At 70.5% G+C, this 23,234-nt stretch carries 14 protein-coding genes; 12 read left to right on the forward strand and 2 right to left on the reverse strand.

What is annotated here, in order from left to right; all coding sequences use genetic code 11:
- Positions 1 to 254 (forward strand): aldehyde dehydrogenase family protein (locus tag BJEO58_RS04800; RefSeq protein ID WP_145997552.1); only part of this gene is annotated, 254 nt, incomplete at its 5' end.
- Positions 255 to 455: 201 nt separating this feature from the next.
- Positions 456 to 1,568 carry an alcohol dehydrogenase catalytic domain-containing protein gene (locus BJEO58_RS04805; RefSeq protein WP_101588560.1) on the forward strand — a complete coding sequence of 371 codons (1,113 nt, stop codon included), beginning with the start codon at positions 456 to 458 and terminating at the stop codon, positions 1,566 to 1,568.
- A 101-nt stretch (positions 1,569 to 1,669) separates the two neighbouring features.
- On the opposite strand, the gene BJEO58_RS04810 is transcribed toward BJEO58_RS04805, so the two are convergent.
- Positions 1,670 to 2,947: a type 2 periplasmic-binding domain-containing protein gene (locus BJEO58_RS04810; RefSeq protein WP_101588236.1), complete on the reverse strand. Its 1,278-nt coding sequence runs from the start codon at positions 2,945 to 2,947 to the stop codon at positions 1,670 to 1,672.
- 128 nt (positions 2,948 to 3,075) lie between these two features.
- On the reverse strand, positions 3,076 to 3,708 hold the full coding sequence (locus tag BJEO58_RS04815) for a Panacea domain-containing protein (protein ID WP_101588237.1): 633 nt from the start codon (positions 3,706 to 3,708) through the stop codon (positions 3,076 to 3,078).
- Between the two features lie 183 nt (positions 3,709 to 3,891).
- On the opposite strand from BJEO58_RS04815, the gene BJEO58_RS14920 reads away from it, so the two are divergent.
- The 10 genes from BJEO58_RS14920 (at position 3,892) to BJEO58_RS04865 (ending at position 23,228) form a co-directional block, all read left to right on the forward strand.
- The gene (locus tag BJEO58_RS14920; protein WP_180951825.1) at positions 3,892 to 5,265 is read left to right on the forward strand and encodes a CobW family GTP-binding protein; all 1,374 of its coding nucleotides are present in this window, start codon (positions 3,892 to 3,894) and stop codon (positions 5,263 to 5,265) included.
- Between the two features lie 666 nt (positions 5,266 to 5,931).
- Complete coding sequence (locus BJEO58_RS04825; protein ID WP_101588239.1) at positions 5,932 to 8,733, forward strand: helix-turn-helix transcriptional regulator; 2,802 nt, start codon at positions 5,932 to 5,934, stop codon at positions 8,731 to 8,733.
- Between the two features lie 351 nt (positions 8,734 to 9,084).
- Positions 9,085 to 11,328, forward strand: a complete 2,244-nt coding sequence (locus BJEO58_RS04830) for a nucleoside-diphosphate sugar epimerase/dehydratase (RefSeq protein ID WP_180951826.1) — start codon at positions 9,085 to 9,087, stop codon at positions 11,326 to 11,328.
- 57 nt (positions 11,329 to 11,385) lie between these two features.
- The gene (locus tag BJEO58_RS04835) at positions 11,386 to 12,579 is read left to right on the forward strand and encodes a sugar transferase (protein WP_101588242.1); all 1,194 of its coding nucleotides are present in this window, start codon (positions 11,386 to 11,388) and stop codon (positions 12,577 to 12,579) included.
- A complete protein-coding gene (locus BJEO58_RS04840; protein WP_246075902.1) occupies positions 12,576 to 13,799 on the forward strand; it encodes a DegT/DnrJ/EryC1/StrS family aminotransferase in 1,224 nt (407 codons plus the stop codon). Before BJEO58_RS04835 ends, BJEO58_RS04840 begins: the two co-directional genes overlap by 4 nt.
- Before the next feature lie 220 nt (positions 13,800 to 14,019).
- Complete coding sequence (locus BJEO58_RS04845) at positions 14,020 to 16,791, forward strand: LuxR C-terminal-related transcriptional regulator (protein ID WP_101588244.1); 2,772 nt, start codon at positions 14,020 to 14,022, stop codon at positions 16,789 to 16,791.
- A 281-nt stretch (positions 16,792 to 17,072) separates the two neighbouring features.
- Positions 17,073 to 19,949, forward strand: a complete 2,877-nt coding sequence (locus tag BJEO58_RS04850) for an O-antigen ligase family protein (RefSeq protein ID WP_144573783.1) — start codon at positions 17,073 to 17,075, stop codon at positions 19,947 to 19,949.
- Complete coding sequence (locus tag BJEO58_RS04855; RefSeq protein ID WP_180951827.1) at positions 19,940 to 21,553, forward strand: tyrosine-protein kinase domain-containing protein; 1,614 nt, start codon at positions 19,940 to 19,942, stop codon at positions 21,551 to 21,553. The genes BJEO58_RS04850 and BJEO58_RS04855 overlap by 10 nt, the downstream gene beginning before the upstream one ends.
- Positions 21,550 to 22,638 (forward strand): glycosyltransferase, encoded by a 1,089-nt coding sequence (locus BJEO58_RS04860; protein WP_101588247.1) that lies wholly within the window; start codon positions 21,550 to 21,552, stop codon positions 22,636 to 22,638. Before BJEO58_RS04855 ends, BJEO58_RS04860 begins: the two co-directional genes overlap by 4 nt.
- Positions 22,635 to 23,228, forward strand: coding sequence for an arsenate reductase/protein-tyrosine-phosphatase family protein (locus BJEO58_RS04865; protein ID WP_101588249.1), 594 nt, complete (start codon positions 22,635 to 22,637; stop codon positions 23,226 to 23,228). The genes BJEO58_RS04860 and BJEO58_RS04865 overlap by 4 nt, the downstream gene beginning before the upstream one ends.
- The last annotated feature ends 6 nt before the right edge of the window (positions 23,229 to 23,234 follow it).

Below are 23,234 nucleotides of genomic sequence, written 5' to 3' on the forward strand. Positions count from 1 at the left end.
CTGATGAGGAGGCTGTGACGTTGGCGAATGACACGCCGTTCGGTCTGGGTTCTGCGGTGTTCTCTGATGATCTGGAGCGTGCGGAGCGTGTGGGTTCGAAGATCGAGGCGGGGATGGTGTTCCTGAACTCGCCGGAGGGTTCGCGTGAGCATCTGCCGTTCGGTGGTGTGAAGCGTTCGGGTGTGGGTCGTGAGTTGGGGCCGTTGGCGATGGATGAGTTCGTCAATAAGCAGTTGGTCTACACGAAGCACTGACCACGAAGGCCGGCTGACACTGCCAGTCGCGGCGACAGAAGGCGGGTCTTCGGCAGTTCGGCTGAAGACCCGCCTTCTGATTGGCGCACAGGATCGGTTCGTGAGTCTGTGCCGCGGCCGCTTTGATTCCGCCGCTATCGTGGGGGAGTTCCCACAGTGCACGAGTCACAGACCGCGCCCGTCACCACGGAGGAGACCACGATGAAGATCACCGGCGCAGTACTCGATTCCGTCGGCACTGCAGAGCGGCCGTATGCGGACAGCATGCCCCTGCGGATCGTCGACCTCGAGCTCGACGGACCGGGGCCGGACGAGGTGCTCATCAAGGTGCGCGCAGCGGGACTCTGTCACTCGGACCTGTCCGTCGTCGACGGCAACCGGCCGCGGCCCACACCGATGCTCCTGGGCCATGAGGCCTCGGGCGTGGTGGAGAAGGTGGGGGAGAACGTCACGGACCTGACGGTCGGCCAGCAGGTGAGCACCGTCTTCCTGCCGCGCTGCGGCGAGTGCGAGAACTGCCGCACGAACGGCAAGCTGCCGTGCATCCCCGGCACCGCGGTCAACAACGCGGGCACGCTGGTGGGCGATCACATGCGCCTCCACGACGGCGACGACGAGGTCTTCCATCACGTAGGCGTCTCCGGATTCGCGACGCACGCGGTGCTGCACCGCAGCTCCGTCGTACCGGTGGGCGATGATGTGCCGCCGGAGATCGCCGCGGTCTTGGGCTGCGCCGTGCTGACGGGTGGCGGCGCCGTCCTCAACGCGGGCGACCCGCAGGACGGCGACGCCCTCATGATCGTGGGGCTGGGCGGTGTCGGAATGGCCGCACTCATCACAGCGGTGTCGCTGAAGAAGGGGAAGGTCATCGGCGTCGACGCCAATGAGTCCAAGCTGACCCGTGCGAAGGAGCTGGGGGCCGACGAGGTGTACACGCCCGCGCAGCTGGAGGAGAACGGTGTGAAGGCGCCCATCGTCATCGAGGCCGCGGGCCACCCGAAGGCCTTCGAGACGGCGTTCAAGGCGACCGGCGTGGGAGGGAGGACGGTGACGGTCGGTCTGCCCTCGCCCCAGGCGGAGTCGACGATCACGCCGCTCACGCTCACGGCGGAGGCGCGCACGGTCGTGGGCTCCTACCTGGGCTCGGCCGTTCCCGCGAAGGACATCCCCGTCTACGAGAAGCTGTGGCGCGACGAGGGCCTGCCCGTCGACGAGCTCATCTCCTCGACGATCACGCTCGACGAGATCAACACGGCGCTCGACAAGCTGGCCGACGGCGAGGCCGTGCGCCAGGTCATCCTCTTCGAGGACTGAGTCAGACGGCGGACTGATCCGGGGCTGACTGATCCGGGGCTGACTGATCCGGGGCTGACTGATCCGGGGCGGCTGCGCAGCCGCCCCGGATCACTGCGCGGTCACTCCGGACGGTGAGCCATCGCTCCGGATTCGTAGACCTTCTCGCCGAGAGGGCGGAAGTCGGTGCTGTCCGCGTCGTACCACTCGTCGAGGTCGGCGAGGTCGCCGTCATCGGTGTAGCCGAGGTCGCTCACGACCCCCGCCCACGTGTCTGCGCTCTCCTGGAGCTGCTCGCGCAGCTCTTCGTCGACGACGCCGTCCGCGATGAGCCCGTCGACGAGCTCTTCCTGCGTGCTGAGGATGTTGTCCTCGACGTCCTGATCGATCTCAGTGACCGACCCGCCGGCCTCCCGCACGTCGGCTACCGCGTCAGCGCTGGAGGCGACCATCGCGGAGATCTGACCGTGGAACCAGTCGAGGTTCGCGGCGTCGAAGATGATCTGCTGGTACGGCAGCGGCAGCTGCTCGAAGCTGGAACCCGCCACATGGCCGGCCGTCACGGCTCCGGTCATCCGCTCCTCCCCGAACGTCGAGACGTGCGGAGCGGCTTCGAGGATTCCGGTGGAGCCTGCGACCATCCCCTGGATGAAGGTGCAGTCGACTGTGCTCCGCTGCAGTGCTTCGAAGGTCTCGCCGTACTCCATGGAGACCGGTGAGGCGCCGAGGTTCTCAGAGATCGGCGTCTGCGCCGACCCGCCGATGCGGATCTGGCGCCCCTGCCAGTCTTCGGCCGACGTTCCTTCGGCGTTGCAGGCGGCCCAGTAGTTGCCGGACGACACCAGTGGGTTCAGAGGGACCAGGCCCTTCGACTCGTACTCGTCGATCACTTCGGGGTGATTCCACGCCGCTTCACTCATCTGCGCCTGCGTGATGGCCTCACCGGTGAGCGGTCCGGCGCTCGTGTAGTGGCTGAGCTTGTTGTAGGCGTCGACGAGGGGGTACTCGCTGGGGAAGTAGATGGGGACGCTGTAGGCGAGGTCCAGTCGGCCGTCGGCCAGTGCGTCGTCGACCTCAGGGTACTTGGCGATGGACTGCCCCCATGCCACGTCGAAGCTGATCTTGCCGTCTGAGCGCTCCTCCACGGCGTCCATGAAGGACTGCTCCGCCACTGCGGCCGCGGCATCGGGGGACGCGGCGTAGGGCTGGATGGTGAGCGTGACCGGGTCGAGGTCCGCGATCGCGGTGTCGACATCGGACTGAGCGGCCGCGTAGTCGAAACCGCCTGCGGTTCCTCCGCCCCCACCGCTCCCGACGGCTCCTCCGCACGCGCTGAGGAGAGCGAGGGCCGCGGTGGCTGCGCATGCCGACAGGATCGGCCGGTGGATCTGAGTATTCATGTTTCTCCTTCGAAACAGAGCGAACGTTCAGCAAGTGCGTCTGAGCACAGAGAATATACCAGCACAGGACTGTTGAAGGAGCAATCAGCGGGGGACTGCGTGAGACGACGACTGCCGCGCGGGAGTTGCTACACCTCGGTGAGTCCCGGCCCCGTGTCGAAGCGTTCGGCGAGCTGAGCGCGCAGCCGCTTGGCCTCGGCCTGGCGGTCGGCCTCAGCGCGCTCCTCCTCGCCGGGCTGGGAGGGTCCGTCTGCTGCTCCTGCGGCCACGGCCTCGGCGAGTGCGTGGAACGCATCCGTCATGCGATCGGCCGGAAGCTCCGGGCCCGAGGCGAATGCCGGCTTCTCGGTCCCCGCCGCCTCCTGGTAGGCGCGGGTCGCCTTCGCCGCGCTGATCAGTGCGCTCGAATGCACCGGCTTCCGCTGCCCCGGCTTGCCGCCCAGGCCCCACGTGACGACGGATTCGACCTGGAGCTCCAGCATCTGATCGTCCGGGAGCCGCAGACGCTTGGGCAGAGTCTCTGCGAAGCGGGCATGTGCGGCGGGGTCGGTGGGGCCGTGCTGCCAGGCTTCGAAGCCCGCATCGACGACGCGGCGGCCGTTCCACTCCTCCAGCCAGCCGGTCACGAAGAACAGCAGCATGAGGGCGCTCGACTTGTCGATGCCCGGCTCGCTGAAGCGGGCGTGGGCGACTACCTGGTCGGAGGTGAGCGTGGTGAGTGGTGCCGGCTGGTCGGAGGGGTCGGGTGGGGGAGACGTCATGCGCCCATTGTCTCGCGTGGCAGGGGAGATGCGAGGCAGTGGGCGCAGAACCATGGTCCGCACGCTCATGGTCTGCTCGCCCGTGGTCCGACTTCCGTGGTCCGCACGCCCGCGGTCCGCACGCCCGCGGTCGTCTGTGGTCCCACGTCCGCGGCCGCGGACGTGCCCGTATCCTGAGGAGCTGTGAGCCGCACGTCCTGGAACCCTGCCGTCCCCGTCATCCTGCTGACCGGATACCTGGGTGCGGGCAAGACGAGCATCCTCAACCACCTGCTGCGGCACCCCGGATCCCGTGTGGGAGTCGTCGTCAACGACTTCGGCGACCTCAACGTCGATGCGGGGCTGGTCGCCGGACAGGTCGACGAGCCGGTCTCGATCGCCGGCGGTTGCGTGTGCTGCCTCAGCGACACGAGCGCGCTCGAAGGAGCGCTGGCGTCTCTTGCCGATCCGCGCCTGGAGCTCGATGCGATCATCGTCGAGGCGAGCGGGATCGCGGAGCCCCTCACGCTCGCGCGGATGGTGAGCCAGTGGGGACGGCATCGATTCCACCTCGCGGGTGTGGTCGACATCGTCGATGCGCTCATGCACGAGGAGACCGTCGATACCGGATCCATGCCGCCCATGCGATATGCGGCGACGACGCTGGTGGTCGTCAACAAGCTCGACCTCCTGCCGGTGGACGAGCGCGAGGCCGCCGTCGAGGCGATCCGTCGGCGCGTGCACCAGCGCAATCCTCGCGTCCTCGTGACGGGAACCGTGTTCGGTCGGCTTGACCCGGCACTCATCGTGGATGCGGGCGCGGTGCACGGGCGCGCCGGGCCGGACAGGAGCGCTGTGTCGGACGGGGGCGCTGCGCCGGACGGGGGCAGTGTGCCGGGTGGGAGCGGTGTGCCTGACGGGGGCAGTGTGCTCGAGGGGAGTGCGGACGAGCCGATCGGGGTCACCGAGGTGCAGGGTGAACTGCCCGTCTGGGACCTGCTCCGCCAGGAGTACTCGGAGCGGGAGGCCGCAGCGTTGGCGGGAATCGACCAGCGAGGGGTCCCGCATCGCCACGCCCGCTCTGTGACAGTGCGTCTCGAAGGATGTGCAGATCCGGCCGGCGTCCTGGACTTCGTGGAGGACCCGCCACCGGGCGTCTACCGAGTGAAGGGGACCATCGCGGTCGCGGACGGGAAGGCGATCCGGAGGTTCATCGTGCAGGCGGTCGGCCCGAGCGTGTACGTGTCCGCGGCGCCGGAGCGAGCGGCGAGCGCGCGGGATCACAGCGCTCATCGCGCCCACGACGACCATGGCAGCCACGACACTCACGACCGGCAGGTCACGAGTTCGCTCGTGGCGATCGGCGAGGACTTCGACGAGGACGCGGTCCACGCGACCCTGCACGCCGTGATGACACCAGCCTCCGGCCCCGCCGGCGCACGCGGGAGTGCGGGCGAGGCCGCCGGTCCGGACGGAGACGTGGGATCGGCGCGATCCGGCGCGAGCGGCCTCGGCGGCGGGGTCCGGATCCCGACCGGCCTCGACCGGCTGGACCGATACGTGCGTCTCCACAGCTGAGGAAAGACCGGCCCCTGCCGCCGGCCCCGGCCGTTCCCTGCCGGCCCCGGCCGTTCCCGGCCGTTCCCTGCCGCGAGGGACACTCGAGCGGTTCGAAGGACGGGTGCCCACGGCCTGCCCTCGAACCGTCAGACCGTCCCTCGCGGAAGCGGGCGCGTGGCCTCCCGAATCCGTGCGCCGCACCTCGGTGCGGAAACCCGCATATCCTGCGAGTGGACCAACCGGTGGACCAAGGGCCGGGGACTCCAGGTCGCTCTCGCGGCGCCGCTCACGACAACAATCGTCCTTGTCTTGTCGACTCGTTCCCTCGGCGACGCGAAGACCTGGAAAGCGGGTCTGCCGTAATCGAAGTTCGTGGACGTTTCCTCCTGATACGGTGCATGAGAGCCCTTTTGCTGGCCGGTTCCGCGCCTGAATCGTACCCCGGCGCCCAATACACGCTGTGTCTCCACATGGCAAGCACGATCCGGCCACGGGCGGTGTTCCGGCTCGGGTGCAGCCCCCTTGCGGGTTCCCACGAGTAGTTGAAGACCTTTCGCGGTTCGGATAAGAATGCGTGCACCGGACACTGTTCGGTCGATGCCTGCGTGTCTGTGCTCATGCCCGCAGGTCGGGTGAGACCCCTTCATCCGTCGGCCTGTCTGGACTGAACATGGAGGTTCTGTCATGGGTTTCGAAGTGCGGCAGCGAGAGCTCGTCCGCCTGCGCGCGAAGATCGACCAGCGTCTCAACGTCGCGGTCGTCGGTGGGCAGGGGATGGGCAAGACCGCGCTCGTCGACGCCCTTCTGCACGACATCGATGCGACGATCGTCCGGGTGCCGTGCAGCCGTTCGGATTCCACCATCCGTCTGTCCGGTGTGCGGGTCGCCCTCGCCGCGCTTCGGATCCTCGGAGACAACGGGCTCGTATCCGACCTCATGGTCCTCGCGGAGAGCGACCTCACCGCGGCCGAACGCGCGGACGCCGCGGTGGATCGCATCCTCGAGGCGAGCCTGCCCGGCAGCGTGCTGGTGGTGATCGACGGGATCGACTATCTGGACCACGAATCCCAGGAGATCATCGGCCACATCCTGCGGCGCATGTCGAGCTCTCCGATGCGGGCGGTCGTCACGGCCCGCCGCCTCGCCGAGGACGGTCCGCTCTCCGGCATCCCGGTCATCGAGCTGGAGCCGCTCGACCGGATGACGACCATCGAACTCGCCCACGAGATGGTCCAGGAGACGATCAGCGACGACGCGGCCACCACCGCTGCAGTCGCCTCCGGCGGCAACCCCGTCGTGCTCCAGAACATCCTCACGTCCATGACCGCGCGGCAGCGTCGCGGGGAGGCACCGTTCCCGCGCCCTGTCCGCACGAGCGATGCGACCGCGCGCGCTTCGCTCGCGGCGATCGGCGACGTCTCCGAGGACGCACTCGAGATGCTGCGCATCATCGCGCTCGCGCCTCTCACACCCGCCGTCCCGCTCCAGCGCTGCTTCGCCCATGTCTGGGAGGAGATCGACGAGCTCATCTCCCGTGGGACGGTCGAGCAGGAGAGCTCGTACCTCCGCGTGGGGGATCCGCTTCTGCGATCGGCCCTGCACTGGGGGATGACCGCCGGCCAGCGCAGTGCGCTGCGGAAGGCGCTCGTCGCCGAGGTCCTGGTCGCCTCGGAGTCGGCAGTCGCCGAGGCTCCCGTGGGCGAGGCGACCGTGGGCGAGAGGATCCCCACCTCGGAGGCTGTGCCGGCGACCGCCTCAGCATCGGGGCTGGCCCGGACGCGGACTGCGGGTTCCCTTGACGACGCGATCACCCGCTGGCACCTGTCATTCACGGAATTCTCCGAGGAGGCCCCGGCCTCACTGCTCCGCGATGCGCGGAGCCTCGTCATCGCAGGCCTCGAGGACGCGGGGGTCTCGTTCGCAGAGCGTGCCCTCATGCTCGCACCGAATCCGGCTGTGATCGCGCGCCGACTGCTGAGCCTGGCAGAGGAGCTGGCGCTCAACGGCGACCTCGTCTTCGCAGAGAGGTATGCCCGCTTCGCGAAGACGAACGAGGACACGGAGCTGCAGATGCGCGCCCTCGCTCTCACGATCCAGGCTGACTTCTTCCGTCGCGAGGCGGTCCCCGCGGGTGTGCTCCATCTGTGGGGCGCGCGGGAGATCGACGAGGCCCCGGACGCCGTGGCACGGGTCCAGCTCATGCTGGCGCTCTGCCACGCGGAGCGCTTCGAACTCGCGGAGGCGGAGGAGCTGATCGCTGCGGCAGACGAGCTGAGCGCGTCCTTCAGCGCGATGACGCGCATGATGCACGGCTGCGCCCGCGTCATGCTGGACGGGTACCGCGGTCACGGTGAGCAGGCGCTCGCCGTGTATCGGACCCTGCTGGCTCCGCGTCGAGCGCTGATGCCGGCGTTCACCGCAATCACCGCCGCTCGCGCCCTCACGTATTCCGAGCACTTCACGGAGGCGCGCGAGATCTTCGAGCTGATCGAACGGCGGCTGAGCACGCGGTCCCTCTGGTATCCCATCGTGCCGATCCTGCGGGCGGAGCTGGAGATCCGCGTCGGCAACCTCCACCATCTGCCGGACCTCTTCAGCCAGGCGAACCGCCGACGGATCCCCGGCCAGTCGACCCGCGAGGACCAGCGACTGCTCCTCGAGTGCTGGAATCTCTACGCACGAGGCAGGGAGAGCGACGCGGAAGAGGTCGAGCAGGCTCTGGTCCGCCGCGCCTCGGCCACGGGGAACAGGGGCGCACTCGCCCTGCACAGTGCCCTGCAGGGGAGCCACCTCCTCGCCGTCGGCCTGCCGGCGGAGGCGGTGCGCCACCTGCAGCGCTGCGACGAACTGGCGCCCGGCGACATCGACCCGGCGGTCATCCGCCACGAGCCGGACCTCATCGAAGCGCTCATCCGCGTGGGGCGTCGCGAACACGCGGTGCTGGTGCTCCAGCGCTTCCGTTCGCGGCTCACCCGCTTCCCCTCGCGCTGGGGCGAACTCTCCGCGCAGCGATGCGAAGCACTGCTGGCGAGCGGAACGGAGTCGCTCGAGATCTTCCGCCGCGTGCTGCGAGGATGGAGGCCGGTGGATTCCGACCAGGAGAAGGCGCGGACCCTCGCAGCGTACGCGCAGCGGCTCCGCGATCTGGGGGCGAAGTCCGACGCGGCGGACCCTCTGCTCGCAGCGCTCACGCTCTACGAGCGCACGGGCGACCGCGTGCGGGCCAGGTCGCTCACGCCCGTCGAAGTGCGGGAGGTGGCCGTGCGCCCGGAGAACACCCTCCTCACCCAGTTGAGCGAGGAGGAGCGAAGGGTCGTCGATCTGGTGCGCGAGGGCTGCCGCAATCGTGAGATCGCGGAGAAGATCTTCGTCTCGCTGCGCACGGTCGAGATCCGTCTCACCGGCATCTACCGGCGGTTCGGCGTCCGTTCGCGCACCGAGCTCGTTGCGAAGCTCACCGGCGTCGAGGAGACGGTCCCCGGCTGAGACGGTCCCCCTACTGAGGCGGTCCCCGGCTGAGCCGGAACGCACCTCTCCGAGCACCCTCTCCGAGCACCCTCTCCGAGCACCCTCTCCGAGCACCCTCTCCGAGCCCCCTGGAGACTTCCCTCATGCGGAGCCTCCAGGGGGCTCCTTCGCGTCCAGTGCAGCGCTCACCCGGCCAGCCGCCACCGCGGATTGCCGCATCACCGGTGTGGGCCCCCGCAGAACGGTCCTGAAGCAGTCCTTCCACCCGTCGCCGTCTGCCTACCGTGGCGTGTCACCGCCTGACAGCGGAGCACTCGTCCGAGTCGCCCTTGCACAGGGGCACTGGATACGAAGATGTGGGGAGGGACCATGACGGTCATCGGAGATCCGATGCCCTCAGAGGCGTTCACGGGTTCATGGAATGGTGTGGGACATCGGCTGGCGCGAGGGACGTGGTCCCGCAGATACGCGCTGCAGTCGATCGTCGACTGCGCGGCCTGGACCGTGGCGCTGGTGGGTGCCTGGGCGATCGTCGAGAGTGCGGCGGTGTCGTCGGGGCACGTCGTCTCGCTCATCGCGATCGCGTGCGTGCTGCAGGTGCTCGTGGGGTGGACGCTCCGCCTCTACCGCCGCCGGTACGTGTACGGCAGCTTCTCCGAGCTGGGAGCGGCGGCGACGTCGACGTTCGTGATCGGCACAGTGCTCGTCGTGGCGACGACCGAAGCGCCGGCGGTGGTCCTGCTCGCCACCTTCGGCGCGCTCACGCTCATGGGCGGCAGCCGCTACGTGGTCCGCCTCGCACACGACAGCGCACAGCGTCCGTCCGCCGGGTCACCCGTCATCGTCATCGGTGCGGGCGATGCGGGAATCTCGCTCGTGAGGCAGATGCTCGCGGATCCGGAGAGCCCGTACAGGCCTGTGGGATTCGTCGACGACGACCCGGAGAAGCGCTTCCTCCGCGCGTCGGGAGTGCGCGTGCTCGGGACGACGAGCCGTCTGGCGGAGCTCGCCGCCCGTACGCACGCCAGCGGCGTCATCGTCGCGATCGCGCAGTCGGACGCCGCGTACCTCCGCGACTGCCGGGACATGCTCGCCGGCACGGGCGTCTGGCTGAGGACGATCCCCACGATCGGAGAGCTCGTCACCCGCACCGTCGACCTGGACGATGTCCGCAATCTGAAGGTCGAAGATCTGATCGGCCGCAGCCCGCTGCACACCGACCTCACGGAGATCGCGCACTCGATCAGGGGGAAGAGGGTGCTCGTCACAGGTGCGGGCGGCTCGATCGGCAGCGAGCTGTGCAGGCAGCTGCATGCGCTCGCCCCGGAGGCCCTCCTGATGCTCGACCGCGATGAGTCCGCGCTCCACGGCATCGAACTGTCGATCCGCGGGTCTGCTCTCCTCACGTCGCAGGACACGGTGCTCGCAGACATCCGGGATGCAGAGGCGCTCGACGCGCTCTTCGCCGACGCCCGGCCCGACATCGTGTTCCACGCCGCGGCACTCAAGCACCTGCCGATGCTTCAGAGGTTTCCCCTCGAGGGGTGGAAGACGAACGTCCACGGCACTCTCAATGTGCTGTCGGCCGCGCGCAAGGCGGGTGTGGCGACGTTCGTCAACGTCTCGACCGACAAGGCGGCGGCACCCACGAGCGAGCTGGGGCGCAGCAAGCGCATGGGTGAGCGCCTGGTGGCCGAGTACGCCCGCTGCTACCCGGGAACGTTCCTGTCCGTCCGGTTCGGGAACGTCCTGGGCTCGCGCGGATCCGTCCTGCATTCCTTCCGCGAGCAGCTGCGCGCAGGGGGACCACTCACCGTCACCGATCCGGCAGTCACCCGCTACTTCATGACCATCCCGGAGGCCTGCCAGCTGGTCCTCCAGGCTGCGGTGATCGGCGAGGACGGCTGCGTCATGGTGCTCGACATGGGGGAGCCGGTGAAGATCGTGGACCTCGCGAAGAATCTCATCGCCCTGGCGGATGCGGACGCGGAGATCGTCTTCACCGGGCTGCGGCCCGGGGAGAAGCTCGATGAGGAGCTGTTCGGCGACTATGAGAGCGAAGACGTGCAGGTCCACGACAAGATCAGCCGCGTCCGAGTCCCCGCGCTCGAGGTCGGTCTGCTGCCCCCGCCGGAGGCCCCCCTCATGACCGTGGCGGACTTCGTCGATGAGGCGTGCGACTTCCGCACGGCGGAGATACCGGTCCTCCCGGCCCCGGCCTCGGCCCCGGACCAGTCCTCGGCCCCGGACCAGTCCTCGGCCCCGGACCAGTCCTCGGCCCCGGCCCAGTCACCGGCCCAGTCACCGGCCCTGGCTCCGGCCTCAGCTTCGTCCCCGGCCTCGGCTCTCGAGACCACCGGGGTCGACGCTGCGACTGCCGCCATCGTTGCCGCCTCGACCACTGCCGCGGTGCCCTCCGCGGAGGTCGAGGCACCGTCGCCCGAACCGTCCGCCCATCCGACTCCCGACCCCCGCGGTGCCGCCCCCCGCGGTGCCGAACCCCGGGTGGCCGAACCTCGGACTTCCGAACCCCGGGAATCTGCGCCCACGGTGCCAGCGCTCCCTGTGCTGGCGGCGCTCAGGCGGAAAGGCGTGGCCGAACATGTGGTGTGACGGAGCCCCGTCGGGCGCTGCGGCCGCACCCGTCCCGCGTGCAGAGGAGTTCGTGCGATGACTGCGATCCAGCAGCTGCCTGCCGCGCGCGGGGCGGTGCAGACCGGACTGCCGACCGCGGTCACCCGGATCAAGCCGCCGACCGTGCTTCCGCTGGCAGCGCATCCGCCGGCCGCGCCGCTGCCGGGAGCGCCTCTGCCGGCCGCGCCACTGCCGGCAGTGCCTCCGTCGCCGGCGCGTCCGCCGGTGGCGCCTCCGACGGGTGGGCGAGGCTACGTGCGGGTGAAGCGGGTGCTCGACGTGCTGCTGGCCGGGGCGGCGCTCATCGTGCTGGCACCGGCGATCGTGTGCGTGTGGGCGGCCGTGCTCGTGCGACTGGGTCGACCCGCGCTCTTCCTCCAGGAGCGGGTGACGCTGCACGGTCGCCGCTTCCGACTGTGGAAGTTCCGCACGATGCGTCCCGTCGATCCCGCCCGCGGCCGGCTGACCGACGAACAGCGCCTCACCTCGTTCGGTGCGTGGCTCCGCGCCACCAGCCTCGACGAGCTGCCGAGTCTCTGGAACATCCTCACCGGAGACATGAGCATCGTCGGCCCGCGGCCCCTCCCCTCGCGCTACCTGGCCCTCTACAGCAGCGACCAGCATCGTCGACACGCCGTGAAGGCGGGACTCACCGGGCTGGCACAGGTGAGCGGGCGCAACAACGTTCCGTGGGATGCACGCCTCGAGCTCGATCAGCGGTACGTCCTCCTGATGGGACCGCTGCTCGACCTCATGATCGTCGCGCGCACCGTCATGACGGTCCTGAGCAGGGACGGTGTCGTCGAAGGCGAACTCTCGACCTCGACGGAGTTCCCCGGTCCCTCCTGGACCCCGCGCGTGCGGTTCGTGCCGCGCGGCGCAGCTGAGTGGGCGGCGCTCACCCCCGAAGACGAGCACATCGCCACGTGTGGATTCGTGATGCGGGAGGAGCCCATGACGGGGACGAGGTGCGCAGAGCTGGCCGTCTGCTGGGTCGGGGAGAGGACCGAGCAGAGTCGCGTCGCGGATGTCGTGACTCTGCTCGTGAGCCGTGCGCGCGGGGCGGACCGCACCCCCGCACGCATCACGCTTCCCGATGACGCAGCGGTGCTGATCCGCGCCTTCCGGGAAGCGGACTTCCACCCGATCGACGACGACGCAGGCGCCGGCCGCGTCGCCCTGACGACTCCGGTCGCCGACGATCCGACTCCCAGAGGAGCAGGACGATGACCTCCCCGACCATGCCCACGGCTCTGACTCCGACCGTGCCCACCGCCCTGACCCCGACCGGGACCTCGGCGCCGAGTGCGCGCGTCCCCGTCCTCCTGTCGTCGCCGGACGTGGGGGCGCTCGAGGAGGACTACGTCCTCGCAGCCATGCGGGGCGGGTGGATCGCGCCGGCGGGCCCGGACCTCGATGCGTTCGAGGCGGAGATCGCGCAGCGGGTGGGTGTCGAGTACGCAGTCGGTCTGTCGTCGGGGACGGCGGCGCTCCACCTGGGACTGCTCGGTCTGGGCGTGCGGCCCGGCGATGTCGTGGTCACCTCGACCTTCACGTTCGCCGCGACCGTCAACGCGATCGTCTACTGCGGAGCGCGGCCGGTGTTCATCGACTGCGACCCGGCGACCGGGAACATGGACCCGTGCCTCCTCGCTCGGACCCTCCACTCGCTCGAGGGGGAGTGGGAGCGGGTCGGGGCGGTGGTGCCCGTCGACCTGTTCGGGAAGGCCGCCGACTACAGCCGGATCGTCCCGATCGCCCGCGCACACCACGTGCCCGTCCTCGCCGACGCCGCGGAATCGCTGGGATCCGCCCATGCGGGTCGTGCCGCCGGATCCTGGGGTGATGCGGCCGCGATCTCCTTCAACGGCAACAAGATCATGACGACGTCCGGCGGCGGGATGCTGCTGACCGACGACGGCGACGTGGCGGCCCGTGCGCGGCATCTGTCGACCCAGGCGCGCGAGCCCGTCGCCCACTACGAGCATCGCGACGTGGGGTACAACTACCGACTCAGCAATCTGCTGGCAGCGCTCGGGCGGGCCCAACTGGTGCGGCTCGATGCGATGATCGCCCGCCGGCATGAGATCCGCCGCCGCTACGAGGAGCTGTTCGCCGAGGTGCCTGGCGCCCGGATCCTCGGCGGCGCGGGCACCGATGGGTCGGACAACGCATGGCTCACTCCGCTCGTCGTCGACCCGGACGAGGCGGGCTGGGACGCGCCCGCACTGGGTGAGTGGTTGGCGCGCACCGCGATCGAGACCCGCCCCCTCTGGAAGCCCATGCACCTGCAGCCGGTGTTTGCCCATGCCCGCGCGGAGCTCACCGGGGCGGCGGAGCACCTCTTCCGCCATGGTCTCGCCCTGCCCAGTGGGTCGGCCCTCAGCGATGCGGAGGTGGAACGGGTGCTGGAGGAGATCCGCGGATTCCTGGGGCGCCGAGTGCGCTGAGGCGCAGCCGCGCGGGCCCGCCGGCGGATCCCGCCATCGCGCTGCCGGAGGTCACTACGGAGGCCACCACGGAGGCCACCGGCGGCTCTTCGACAGCACCGGGGGCATTGACAGGCGGCGATATGATGTGAGCCATAAGCGGACCTGTCCGGGGCAGGAGCGGGGCGGCAGTGGGGTCGCCATGGACATCCCGGTCGGGTGGTCGCGGGATCGGGTCTGAATGCGTCACGAAATCGGAGAAGCAGCAGGGACGCAGCATCGTGCGCTCGCACCACTGAGGCTGCAGGACGGGCGGGTCCCCCGGCGCAGGCTCCTGCGCAGGCTGGATCGCCTCACGCCGCTCACCCAGGTGAGCGCCCCACCCGGCACTGGTCGGACCACGCTGCTGGCGGACTGGGCGCTGCATCGGATGGAGCGCGGTGACCTCGTCCTGTGGGTGAGCGCCCATCCCGGACTGAACGGGCGCGACGTGTTCGCGCAGCACATCGCAGACCTGGTCAGGGCTGCGGACCCCGTGGAGCAGATCCACGGTCCGGACGCGCTCGCGCAGCTGTGCGCCGCACGTCCGGACACGCGCGTGATCGTGGTGGTCGATGACTCCCAGCACCTCACGGACCCCTCGCTGCGCGCATGGATGGGCGACCTCTGCAGGAGCACCCCCACCCTGCACCTCGTCGGGGCGTCGGACGAGATCCGGGCGGTGCAGCCGGACCACCTCAGCACACAGATGGAGATCTCCGTGCTCACGGGCCGGGATCTCATGGTCACGGCGGACGAGGCCCCCGCCTTCACCAGTGCCTGGGGCCATGAGGTCACGGACGACGCGACGGAGGACCTCGTGGTCGCGACGGGCGGCTGGCTCGGCGTCATGCGGGCCGTGCTCGATGACGACCGCTCGGGCGGCGTGCCCTCACCCGGTGACGCGGCCCGCGTGGTGCGCAGGTTCCGTGCGTCGCTTCCGACATCCGCCGCCACCACCGCACTGTTCACCGCGGCGGGCGCTGTCTCACTGCTGGGCCGCGTGACCTCGGACGTCCTCGAGCACCTCGAGCGCACGCTGCCGGCACTCTGGCGGGAGATCGGTGCGGACACTGTCTCTCCCGTCGCCGAGGCCCTGGCTGATTCCGGACTCCTCCGCACCGAGGACGGGGAGACGGTGGATGTCTGCGATCGCGTGGCAGGCCCGGGTGCGGCCCCCGGCGCAGGCACTCCCGTCGCGGTTCCGGCGATTCTGCGCCTCGCGCTCGCCCATGACTTCATGACTGCACACCCGGACGAGGCACGGCTGCTCCACGCGGAGACGGCGGCGTACCTCGAGGGAACGGGCTGCCCCGCGGACCTGATCCGCAGCGCGTTCCACGCACGCAGTGCGGAGGACTGGGGGCGGCTCGCACGTCTCGCCGCCCGGTATGGCTGGTGGTTCGGCGCCCGGTACGGAGCGGAGACGGTGGACGCGTTCGGAAGCGTCCCGGACGACGCGGTCCGGACACGACCGGTGCTCGCCATCACCCGAGCGCTCGCCCACGCGCTGCCCGCTGCGACGATCGAACCGGAGCCGCGCTCGCCGATGGTGCAGCGCGTCTTCGCCCGAACAGGGGAGTCGCCGGTGCAGCAGGCGCTCGCGACGACCGATCCCGACGAGCGCGCATTCCTCGTGATCGCCGCGGTGAATGGCCTGCGCCAGCGGGGCGACGTCGCGACTGCTCTGCGGGTGAGCGAGGAGCTGCGTCGCACCATGACCAGGCGCTGGAACGAGGTGAGTGCGCTCAACCGGTCGTTCTACTACCTGCAGGCCGGGCTCGCCGCTGTGGAATCGGGGGATCTCCCGCGCGCCGTGCGCCGTTTCACCCGGGCCTATGAGGAGAGCAGCGGAGCCCCGTCGCAGTTCGTCGCGTGCTCCGCCGCCGCGCACAACGCTCTCATCCTCGCGTTCGAGGGACGCCGCGACGTCGCCCTCCGCTGGGCGCGACGGGCGGAGGAGGGATCGGCGGACGAGCCGTGGATCCGGCAGGTGGTGCACGCCCCCGCGCAGTTGGCGCACGCCTATGCCGCACTCGATGTCTCCGACACTGCGGCGGCGGCTGATCTGCTCCAGGAGGCCGGAGCGCTCGAAGACTTCCTGGAAGCCTGGCCCCTGAAGCTCGACGTGCATGCCCGATTCGGGCTCGCCGTCGGCACACCCGTCGCGACCCTCGACGACATCGAGCGCGCGGCGGCCACCCATCGTGCGGACCGCCCCGCGAGCGCTCTCGCCGCCGCACTCGTCACCGCCGCCCGCTGCACGCTCCTCATCGCGGACGGGGAGCTCACCCGGGCGAAGCGCCTCATCGACCGGACCCTGGAGCCGGCGGCGGAGCCGGAGCCGGTGCCTGCCGGCGAGGAGGGGCCTGCGGCTGCGGGTGCCGAGGTGCCGGCCGTGGTCCGCAGTGCGCTCGCGGAAGCGCAGGCCCGACTGTGGTTGACGGCGGGCAGGTGCACCCAGGCGCGTCACGTCGTCTCGTCGGCGCTGTCGCAGGCGCCGACCCGACGGCAGGTGGTCAGGCTGCTCGTCATCGACGCCGCTGCCGCGCACCTGCTGGGGGAGACGGCCGACGCCCGCCGCAGCATCGGACGCGTGGTGTCGATGACCGTGCCGGCGGAGCTCGCGACGGCGATGCGGGTGCTCCCTGTGGACGCGCGCTGGGAGATCCTCGACCTGCTCGAAGGCGCTCGGAGGGCCTTCCTGCCGGAGCGGCACGACCCGCTCCACTCCCTCCCGGGCATGTTCCCCGCCCACGCGCACCTCATCGAGCTGACGGAGCGTGAGGCGTCCGTCCTGCGGGACCTCGCCGACGGGGCGTCACTCGCAGAGATCGCGCGCGCGGACGTCCTCTCCGTCAACACCGTGAAGAAGCAGGCGGTGAGTCTGTACCGGAAGCTCGGGGCGGACACGCGAACCGCAGCCCTCCGCATCGCCTACGAGCAGGGTCTCCTCGGACACATCGAGCCGTAGGAAGGGCTCCCGGGCGGCGTCGGCTCGGCGGCGACGGCTCGGGATGCGGGAGCCGCGTGAGGCGGCCCGTCTGCGATGACGGTGTCTGCGGGTCGCCGCACAGTGCCTGCGGGACTCCGCGCGGGCCTCGCGCACGCGGACCATTCCGCCCGCTGCCTGCCTAGCATCAGTCCCATGCTCCGTGCCCGCCCTCACTCCGAGGGCCTCTCCCGAGGCGCTTCGCCCGAAGCTCCTCCCACGAGGCGAACGGGTCCTGATCGGAGCCGATGCGGAGGACGGACATGCCGAGGAGCCCCGGGACACGCCCCATGTATCGGGTCGCCGCACTGCTGCTGAGCGCCAGTGCGATCCGGTATGCGGGTCAGCTCGTCCTGCTGGTCCTCATCGCCCGCTCCACGAGTGTGGCCGGGGTGGGCACATACACGGTCGCCCTCGCAGTCTGCGCACCCGTCTACATCCTCGCGGGGTTCGGCATCCGGACCGTCCGCCTCACACTGCGTCGCGAGGTCCCGACCCGGACGTACGAGCGCTTCCTCCTCAGCTCGGTCGCGTCCGCGGGTGCTCTGATCGTCGTCATCGGCCTGTTCCTCCCGACGCAGATCAGCGTCGTCATCCTCCTCATCGCCCTCGTCCGCACGGGCGAGACGTTCATGGAGCTCTACGGGGCGATGCTGCAGCGGGCCGGGCGCCCGGGCGCGATCGTCGCGGTCATCGGCACCGGAACCTTACTGCAGGTGGCGTCCGTGGCCGTGATCTTCGCGATGGGCGGAGGGCTCGTCACGGCCCTCGCCTGCTCCGCCGCTGGGTACCTGGTGGTGCTGCTGGCCGCGTCGCGTCCGCTCGCCCTGTCCGCGACGCGGACGTCCGCCGAGGTCGCCACCCGCGTCGTCGCGGGACCCACCGCCGAGGCCGCGTCCCGGGCCGCCGACGGCTCCTCGACCGCCCCCGGCCCTCGCGGCGGCGCCCTGCTGACGACTGACCCCGGCACGGACTGGCGGGTCCTCTTCGCGGCAGGTCTGCCGACGGGGATCGCGATCGGCATGATCACGCTCCTGTCGACCGTGCCGCAGTACCTGCTGGGCTGGGTCAGCGGCGTCGAGGATGCAGGCCGCTTCGCGGTCCTCCTCTACGTCGTCGTCGCCGTCGAAGTGCTCCTCCACGCCCTTGCCCAGTCGTGGATCCCCCAGGCTCGTCGACTGCTCGACCACGCACAGCTCACTCCGACGACCGTCGCGCGGACGGCGCTGCGGTGGACACTCCTCGCGGGAGTGCCGGGGCTCGCGGGCCTCGGCGCCGCCGCGCTCCTGCTGCCGCGCGTGCTGGGACCGGAGTTCGCGATCACACCGGTCCTCGCCCTGCCGCTCGCCTGCACCGTGCTGCTGGTGCCGGCGTCGTTCGCGGCGGACACCGCGGTCGTCGTCCGCAACAGGTACGCGCTGTCGCTGACCGTGAGCGTGCTCGCGCTGATCGTCGGGGTGGTGGCGGGCACGGCGCTCGTGGCACTCGGCGTCTTCGACCTGTCCACCGCGCTGTGGACGTTCGCGGCGACGATGGCTGTCCGCGCCGCGGCCGGATTCGCCGCCGTCGCGGTGTCGGATCCGCGGCGGCGCGTGCGCGTCCCCCGGACGCCGCCCCTCCCTCCTGCGTCACCCGTCCGCCGGCGCCGGATCTTCGGGGTCGCACGCCGCACCGGGGGCACACGCCGCACCTGGACCCTTCCCGCACAGCAGCTGCTCACCCTCAGGCGCGTCTGGCCCGCGCTGCCGATCGCCGTCGCAGTGATGGCCGTCGTCGCCGCGGGCCCCCGCTGGGCGCTGGGTGCGGCAGGCGCCGTGCTGCTGGTCGTCGTGCTCACCGTGCTCCGGATCGGCGTCCCCACCCTCCTGGTCACGACGGTGCCGCTCGCCTTCTACGTCGCCGTGGGCGGAACGCTCGTGAACCTCGCAGTGAGCGACGTGTTCCTCCTGCTCCTGTTCGTCCGCATCCTCGTCGACCCGGAGACGGCCCGCGCCTTCGCCGATGTGAGCGGTTGGGTCCGCACGGCCCTCAGTCTCCTCGCGCTGCTGCTCGCCCTCACGGCGGGAACGATCTTCGTCCGATCTGCGGCGGGCGCCCCCGAGGACTGGACCGCCTTCCTCGCGGACGCGGTGAAGCTCGTCGTCGTCATCGGCTACTTCGTCGTCTGCGTCGTCGTGTTCCGCGACCTGGTGCTGCGCGGCGACCTGCGCATCCTCACGGTGTGGGCACGGACCGCCGCAGCCGTGGGTGCGCTGGGTGCGGCGGGCGCTCTGCTCTTCGCCGCCGGTGTCGAGACGGGACTGACGATGGACTTCCGTGCGACCGGGACGTTCGAGGATCCCAACGCGTTCGCCACGTACCTCATCATGTCCATCCCACTCGCTCTGCTCGCCCGCCACGTCGCGGGACGGCGACTGCTGAGCTGGCATCAGGCGCCGATCCTCGCGGGCATCATCGCCTCGTTCTCACGCGGGGCGCTCGTCGGCCTCGCAGCGGTCCTGGTCGTCCTGTGCTTCTTCGCATTCCGCGACCCCGCGCTGCGTGCGCTGCGGGTCGTCGCGCTGCTGGCGCTCGGCGTGGCCGCAGTGTTCGTGCTCGACGGCGCGGCGAGCACCGTCTTCGAAGGCAGCCGGGGAGTCGGCTTCGGCGAGGACGTGCGCTTCCGCCTCTGGGCCGCCGCCGTCGACGTCTGGCTCCACGCCCCGCTGATGGGGGTCGGCCTGGGCCAGTTCATCGTGAGCTCCGAGGACGTCCTGGGCTCATCTGGCGGGGTGCTCGCCCACAACACCTACCTGTCGATCCTCGCCGAGGGCGGTGCCGTCGGCGCCATGGTCTACCTCGCGATCCCGATCGCGGCCGTCGCGGCACTGCTGCGGCGGGGCGACACCGTCGCTCGGCTCCTGCTGGCCTCCGGAGTGGGAGGCGCGGTCATGGCAGTGAGCCTGAATCTCCAGAACTTCCGCCCGATCTGGCTCTTCCTCGCACTCGCGGTCGCCTGGACGGCCGTCCCGCGCGAGCGGGACCCGTCTGCGGGCGGCGACGACCGCCTCGGGCGCGGGCTCCTCCACCCCGATCGCCTCCGCAGCCGGACCACCACGCACACCCGCACCTACGCACGAACGGAAGAATCATGGATCTGAAGACCTACCTTCGAGTCCTCCGACAGCACGTCGCGCTCATCATCGCGGCTGCGGTCGTCGGGGCGCTGGGCGGGCTGGGCGTGGGGCTCCTCACCCCGACGACGTACACCGCGCAGACGCAGCTCTTCGTGTCGATCGTGAACTCAGGATCCGCGACGGACCTCCAGCAGGGCTCCACGTTCACGCAGGAGCGCATGCAGACGTACGTCGACATGGCCGACAGCCGCGCGGTGCTGGGTCCGGTCGTCGACGACCTCGGCCTGGACGAGACGTCCGTCGACCTGGCCGAACGGGTGCAGGCGACCTCCGACCCGAACACCGTGCTCATCGGCATCGCCGTGACCGACGAGTCGCCACGAGCGGCGGCCCGCATCGCGGAGGCGGTCGCCACGAGCCTCGTCGACGTCGTCACGACGCTCGAGAACCCCGACGGCGAGGGCGCCTCCCCCGTGCTCCTCTCCGTCGCCGAGGCCGCAGAGCCGCCCGTGGAGCCCAGCAGCCTGACGCTGTGGACCGACACCCTCCTGGGCCTGCTCGTCGGCGTCGTGTTCGGAGTGGGAGCGGCACTGCTGCGCTCCGCGCTCGACACCCGGCTGAGGGGCAAGGAGACACTGCGGCGCGTCACCCGGGCACCCGTCCTCACGGCGGTGCCGGCGGACGCGTCGACCGCGCGCACACCACTCGTCACGGACCTGCCGGTCCACAGCCCGCGGGGAGAGGCATTCCGGCGGCTTCGGACCAACCTGCGGTACGCGCAGGTCGGCGATGCGAGCACCTCGGTTCTCGTGACCTCGTCCGTCGCCGGTGAGGGGAAGACGACGACGAGCATCAACCTCGCGATCGTCATGGCCCAGGCGGGCAAACGGGTCGCACTGGTCGACGCTGACCTGCGCCGGCCGCGGATCGCGCATCGTCTGGGCCTGGAGAACGCCGCCGGGCTCACGACGGTGCTCGTGGGGTCCGCAGAGGCCTCTGAGGTGCTGCAGGCGTGGGGCGACGACGAGCTCTACGTCCTCACCGCGGGCGAGATCCCTCCCAACCCCACGGAGCTGCTGGAATCGCGGCAGATGAGCCGGCTCATCGCGGAGCTCACCGCGGAGTTCGACCTGGTGCTCATCGACGGTCCGCCGTTGCTGCCGGTCGCCGACGGCCTGGTGCTGTCGCAGCAGGTGGGGCGCGTCATCCTCGTCGCCGGTGTCGGTCAGGTGCGGGTGGGAGAAGTGCAGGAAGCGCTGGGCACCCTGTCCCTGGTCGATGCGAACCGGGTGGGGGTCGTGCTCAACAAGGTGCCCGCCTCGACCCTGGACGGCGGGTCGTACTCCCGGGCCTACGGCTCGTACCTCCTGCCGGACGAGGGGAGCAGCGGTGTGCTGGCCGGCGACCCCGGTGGTGACAGCTGGAGTGAGGACGGGCGTGCGTACGGGCGTGAGCGCGGCGGCAGACGCGGGTCGTACAGGGGGACGGACGGCGGGTCGGACGGCGGATCGGATCGCGGGCCCGAGCGGGGCCCGGACCGCGGGCCCGAGCGCGGTCCTGACGACCGGCTCGACGGTCGTCTGAGCGAACATCTCGACACGGTGGAGATGAGAAGGGTCGGATCATGAGAATCGGTCTGCTCACGAGTGTCGGGCCGATGCTCGATGCCTTCTTCCCGGAGATCGTGCAGGAGTGGGAGGCAGCGGGGCACACGGTGCTGACTGCGGCGGGGGACGGGGCGAAGGTCCTGTCCGGGACCGTCATCGAGGGGCTGACCCGGCGCCCCGCCATCAGTGCCAGACGCGCACAGAGAGCGTTGAGGGCCTGGAGCGAGGAGGGACGGCTGGACGTCGTCGTGACGAATTCGGCGACTGCCTCAGCACTGGTGAGGACTGCGGGTCTGCGGATGCCGGTGGTCTACTTCTGCCACGGTCTCCACTGGAACAGACTGCGCACGCCGCAGGACCACCTGTGGCAGACCGTCGAACATCAGCTGCTGGCGCGGACCGCAGGCGTCCTCACCCTCAACTCCGACGACGAGGCGTGGTTCCGGCGCAGGATGCCGACGCATGCGGTGCATCGGCTGCGTCCCGGTGTGGGGCTGGACCTGGAGCAGTACCCGCGGACAGCGCTCCCGGCGGGACCGCTGAGCCTCGCGTGGATCGGCGAGCACTCGCGGCGGAAGCGTCCGTGGCTCGCCGTGGACGTGGCCGCCGGGCTGAGAGCCGCGGGCACCGACGCGACGCTCACTCTGGTGGGCGTGGGCAGTCTGCTGGAGCGCACGCGGTCAGAGGTCCGCCGCCGTGGTCTCGAGGACATCGTGCATGTGGTCGGATGGGCGGATGCCGCACAGACTCTGGCCGGCGCCCACGCCCTCATCCACACGGCGGCATGGGAGGGTCTGCCCCGCGTGATGCTCGAAGCGTTCGCCATGGGCCGCCGCACGTACGCGTTCGACGTCAAGGGCGTGCGGGACTCGCCCGACGCGATCCTGCTGGAGGACGAGGACGTCGCGGGCATGGCGGACGCGGTCGCCGGGGACTGGGCGTCCGGACTGCTGCATCGTCCGGTGGAGGCGGATGCGGGTCATCTGTGCTCGAAGGAGGTGGCACAGGAGATCCTCGTGTTCCTGCGCGGAGCGATCGTGCCGGTGTCTGCGGGAGCGACGGAGGCCGCAGCCGGGTCTGATGAGGGTCGAGCGGAGGCGGCATGAGCGCCACCTGGGCTGTGCACGATGACCTGTTGGACGTCCTGGTCGTGTGCACGGGCAACGTGTGCCGCTCACCACTGGTCGAGCGGATGCTGCAGACGGGGTTCGACGCCGTCGTCCCGGGCGTCATCCGGGTGCACAGTGCGGGCACGCAGGCGCTCGTCGGATCGCCGACGACCCCGGAGATCGTCGGTCTGGCGGAGCGGATGAGGATCGACATGGGGGACTTCCGCGCGCAGCAGCTGCAGATGGCCCAGGTGCAGGATGCCGATCTCGTGCTCGCGCTGGACCGCGGGCATCGGGCGACCGTCGTCGAACTGGTGCCGCAGGCGCTGCGGAAGACCTTCACGCTTCGGGAGCTGGCGCGGATCCTGCCGCAGGTGCCGGTGGAGCGCGGCGCCTGGCCGCAGGAGCGCTGGAGGTCGGCGGTCGTGTGGGCGGCGCGGCGACGGCGTGCGGTGGCGGGAGAGCCGGACGCCGACGACGTCGTCGATCCGTATCGCCGGCCGGACTCCGTCCTCTGGGAGATGGCGGGGCAGCTGGTGCCCGCGGCGGACACGCTCGTGCAGTGGGAGCGCCGCGCGGCGGGATGAGGACGG

Source organism: Brevibacterium jeotgali (assembly GCF_900169175.1).
Taxonomy (GTDB): domain Bacteria; phylum Actinomycetota; class Actinomycetes; order Actinomycetales; family Brevibacteriaceae; genus Brevibacterium; species Brevibacterium jeotgali.